General features: G+C 68.6%; 5 protein-coding genes. 1 reads left to right on the top strand and 4 read right to left on the bottom strand.

Annotated features, from left to right (window positions below):
• The 3 genes from E1218_RS35115 to E1218_RS35105 form a co-directional block, all read right to left on the bottom strand.
• The coding region (locus E1218_RS35115) for a beta-ketoacyl synthase N-terminal-like domain-containing protein (protein ID WP_132327344.1) at positions 1 to 822 on the bottom strand (822 nt) is incomplete at its 3' end.
• A complete protein-coding gene (locus E1218_RS35110; protein ID WP_132327343.1) occupies positions 815 to 1,045 on the bottom strand; it encodes an acyl carrier protein in 231 nt (76 codons plus the stop codon). The genes E1218_RS35110 and E1218_RS35115, both read right to left, overlap by 8 nt.
• Positions 1,045 to 1,299, bottom strand: coding sequence for an acyl carrier protein (locus E1218_RS35105; RefSeq protein ID WP_132327342.1), 255 nt, complete (start codon positions 1,297 to 1,299; stop codon positions 1,045 to 1,047). Before E1218_RS35105 ends, E1218_RS35110 begins: the two co-directional genes overlap by 1 nt.
• Positions 1,300 to 1,316: 17 nt before the next feature.
• Here E1218_RS35105 and E1218_RS35100 point away from each other — a divergent pair, with 17 nt between their 5' ends.
• The gene (locus E1218_RS35100; RefSeq protein ID WP_132327341.1) at positions 1,317 to 1,919 is read left to right on the top strand and encodes a 4'-phosphopantetheinyl transferase family protein; all 603 of its coding nucleotides are present in this window, start codon (positions 1,317 to 1,319) and stop codon (positions 1,917 to 1,919) included.
• Here the strand turns inward: E1218_RS35100 and E1218_RS35095 are convergent.
• Positions 1,850 to 3,244, bottom strand: coding sequence for a class I adenylate-forming enzyme family protein (locus E1218_RS35095; protein WP_165949563.1), 1,395 nt, complete (start codon positions 3,242 to 3,244; stop codon positions 1,850 to 1,852). The genes E1218_RS35100 and E1218_RS35095 overlap by 70 nt on opposite strands.
• Positions 3,245 to 4,000 lie beyond the last annotated feature (756 nt).

Raw genomic sequence — 4,000 nt, 5'->3', positions numbered from 1 at the left:
ATCAGACTGTGGGTTGGCCAACGGGATTCCAGTTGGTGAACCCACGCTCTGATGGGTCAACCCACCAGACGGTGCGCCGAAGACGGCGGTGAGTGCCGCGGCCTCGGCGGCGTCGCTGAGGGCGGTGCCGGTCGCGTTCGCGTTGACGTAGCCCACCTCGCCGGGCGATACGCCGGCCCGGGCCAGCGCGGCCTGGATGGCTGCGGCCAGGCCGCGCCCGTCCGGAGACGGCTGGCAGGGGTGGTAGGCGTCACCGGCTCGACCCCAGCCGGCGATCTCCGCGAGTCCGCTCCCCGCCTGCAGGACGACCGCGGCGACGCCGTCGCCCAGTAGCAGGCCTCGGCGGTTGAGGCTGAACGGGCGGACAGTTCGGTCGTCGGAGAGGGCCCGGCCGGCGTCGAACAGCGCGTACTGGTCCGCCTCGACCAGGTACGCCCCAGCTACGACGATGCGGTCGGCACGTCCATTGCGGATCAACGTTGCGGCGTCGGCGATCGCCGTACTGGCTGAGACGCAAGCACTCGTGTAGACGCGTCGCTGACCGAAGTCGAAGGACGGTGCCGAGTGCAGCGCGAGCAGCAGAGGTGTCGTACTGCGGTCGCTGCCGGCCTGACTGCACGCGGTGGCGATCGCGAGATCCAGCTCTTCTTCCAGCGTGCCGACGTCGACTGCCGTGGCGGCGTGGTGCACGCGACGGTTGCTGGTGTCGAAGCGCCGTACTTCACTGAAGGCCGCGGTACTGGCCAGCTGGGCCTCGGGCCCGCGACCGAGTGCGGTCAGGACGGAGAGGCCGGTGACGGAGACCGGTCGCGGCTCAGACATGACTGGTCAGCACCTCGGCCAGTACGGCGACCGCGTCGTCGACCGTGGTCATCCGTTCGAGCTGATCGTCGGAGAGCTCGACGCCGTACCGCTGCTCGACCTGATGGACCAGCCAGGCCAGCTCCATCGAGTCGATCCGTTCGGCGCCCGGCGGTCGCTCGCCGAGACCTGCCAGCCAGCTGATGATGTCGTCCCGCCCGGGCGGGGGTGGGGTCGAGGTCATCAGACTTGCTGGGCTACCCGGCCGGCCACCTCGGTGGTGAACTCGCCGACCGTCATCAACGCCAACTGCTCCGACTCGTCGTCGGAGAACCGCACCCCGAACCGGTCCTCGACCCGCACCGACAGATCCGCGAGCGCGAGCGACTCCAGGTCCACCCCGGCCGGCCCGAGCGTGGTGTCGTCGTCGATCCCCTCGGTGTCGTAGTTCATGTCCTCCAGCTGCGCGATGACGAAAGCGCGAACCTCGTCCTTCATCGGGTTACCTTCTTTCCGTGGGTGATTCGGTACATGTCTGGGTGGCGCCGGCCGGCCCCGACCAGCACGCGGCCGGCAGGGACCTGCTGCTGGAACTGGCCGGCATGCTCCTCGACCGCCCGGCCGAGCTCCGGTACGAGCCGGCCGGGCGGCCGCTCGTCGGCGGCCTGGCGGTGAGCATCAGCCACAGCCGCAACCTCGTCGCGGCCGCGGCCTCGCCCACAGGACGCATCGGCATCGACATCGAGGACATCTGTCCGCGCGAAGTGAGCGGCCTGGCTCGTCGCTGGTTCGATCCGTCGGAGCTCGACTGGATGGCGCAGCAACCCGACGAACTGATCGCCTTCCTCCACCTGTGGACCGCCAAGGAAGCGGTCGGAAAGGCTCGCGGGCAGGGCCTGCGAAAGTCCGGTCTCCGCCGTCGCATGCCGTTGCCGGACGGGCCGGTGCCTTCCGAGGCCGGCCTGACCGTCCTGCACCTGCCGATCGCTCAGGCGGTGCTGGCCGTGGCGTTGCCCGCGGCAACCTCCGAGGTCGTGCTGACCGAGCATCACGGGGCTGCCGTGCGGAGGATCGTGACGTCGCGGACCAGTTTCCCGGTGGTGGTGCGCGGGAGCTGATCGAGGATGCGCACGGTGCGCGGACGTTTGTAGGGGGCCAGCAGTTGCGCGAGCTCGGTCTCCAGGCGAGCGACGTCCCGGCGTTCCTTCAGCTGCAGGTAGGCGGTGATCGAGCCGTCGAAGACGACCACCGCCGCCTCGACGCCGCGCAGCGTGCCGAGCGTGTACTCCACCTCGGTCAGATCGACCTTCATCCCGCCGACCGAGACCTGCGAGTCGAGCCGGCCCTTGATGCTGACCAGGCCGGTCTCCGGGTCGACGACACCGGCGTCACGCGTCCGCAGCCAGCCGTCCGACCAGCGCGCCGGGTCGACCAGCCCGAGGTACGGCGACTCCGGCCGCCGGATGTGGAGCTCCCCGCCGACCGCGCGGACCTCGATGCCCGGCGCGGGGCGGATCGCCGGCCGGTGTTCGCCGTACAGGTCGGTGCCGATGACACCGACCTCGGTCATCCCGTACATGGTGCCGAGCGGCACGCCGTACTTCGCCTCGAACGACTGCGACACCGCGGCCGGCACCAGCTCGCCGCCGGTCGTCATCCGCTGGAACTGCGGCAGTTCCGGCGGCTCCTGGACCGACGCGAGCAGCCCGATGTGGAACGGCACCCCGAGAACGGTCGCCGGGTTCCGGCCCGACGCGATCGCCTGGATGATCGCGTCTCCGGTGAGCCTCGCCGGCGGGACCAGCTCGACGCCGGCGTGCAGTCCGTACATCAGCCCGCCGACCAGTCCGAGCACGTGCACCATCGACGGGAGCAGGACGATGCGTTCACCCCGCTGCGGCACCCCGTCGATCTGCGTATACCGCAGTACCTCCTCGACCAGGTCCTCCGCGGACCGGCCGATGACCTTCGACGGTCCGGTGGACCCCGAACTCAGTTGTACGACGGCGTGCGTCGTACCGGCCGGGTGACCGGAGTAGCTGGCCACGTCCGTCTCGACCTCGACGAACGTCCGCAGCCCCTGGGAAACCGGTCGACCCGGTGACACCACCACCTGAGGCACCAGGCGCTCGATCGCCCGCCGCACCTCGTAGTCGGTCAGCCGGTGATCCAGCAGGATCGCCTGCCCGCCACTGCGCCAGACCGCCAGCAAATGCGTCACGAACGCCATCGAGGGCGGTAACCTCAATGCCGCGGCACCACCGGCCCGAAAACCGGACTCGGCCAGTTCGGATTGGCGGTCCCGCACCAATCGACGCAGCATTGCCCGGTCAACAGGCTCCGGCAACCGAAAGCAGATATCGCCAGCCGGCCCCGCCAGCAGCACATCATCGACCCACTGAGCACCCTGGGTGGTTCCGGGCACCACGACAGCACCGTCCATGGTCATCCGAGCTCCGAAGTTCGTTGCACACAAAGGATTCGAAGACCAGAACCTCCACCAAGGCCTGGCGATGACTGGACGATACGACACGATCACACAACAGCGCTATGGACCATAAGTAATAGTCCCATCACCGTTGGCAACTACCCTGGGACTGCATTCTTCTTAAACTATTTCGAACCGCTGATGCGACTCCGAACGGTTAGGATTCGTGCCACCAAACGCCATCGACACAGGGGAACCCGCACCATTTCTACGAGCCCATTTCCGCACATCGCGAAAATGTCCGACCGGCACCCCGCCTGCTTCCCGGCTCCTGTCGGCGTCGTCCTGTCCGCACCGCCGGTCATTCCCCATGCCCGCCCCGACAGGCAGGTCCGCATGGGATATCCAGTCGTCGATGACGAATACCCTATGGGGGTACCAAGACCGGTTCGGTGAAGACGGCTACGTCGTCGCCGTAGGCCAAGAGCAAGAGGCTTCTGCGATCCGCGTGAGTAGAGCCCGGCCGAGTCGGCACGCCTCGGCACGTCCGGCCGCCCATTCCGACGCCGGCGCAACCGGGTTCTCGAGGGCTGCCGCACCTCCCCGTGCCCTTCAACAGGAAATTTCTGGTGGCCACCCACCGCTACCTGTGCAAGCCCCCAACCAGCGCCACCCCGACCCCGCGCAACCGGCGCCTCAACAGCCTGTCGCGCAACCACAGCGGGGCGGAGCTCCAGTACTCGCCGCGCCGAAGGTGGCAGCAGGCGTCGC

The sequence above is a fragment of the Kribbella turkmenica genome, from assembly GCF_004348725.1.
In the GTDB taxonomy this organism is placed as follows: domain Bacteria; phylum Actinomycetota; class Actinomycetes; order Propionibacteriales; family Kribbellaceae; genus Kribbella; species Kribbella turkmenica.
The sequence above is the reverse complement of the archived record's forward strand: the minus strand, read 5'-3'. Positions and strand labels throughout refer to the sequence as shown.

Coding starts and splice junctions, on each gene's coding strand:
- E1218_RS35105 (WP_132327342.1), bottom strand. CDS start 1,299: ATGAAGGACGAGGTTCGCGCTTTCGTCATCGCGCAGCTGGAGGACATG.
- E1218_RS35110 (WP_132327343.1), bottom strand. CDS start 1,045: ATGACCTCGACCCCACCCCCGCCCGGGCGGGACGACATCATCAGCTGG.
- E1218_RS35095 (WP_165949563.1), bottom strand. CDS start 3,244: ATGGACGGTGCTGTCGTGGTGCCCGGAACCACCCAGGGTGCTCAGTGG.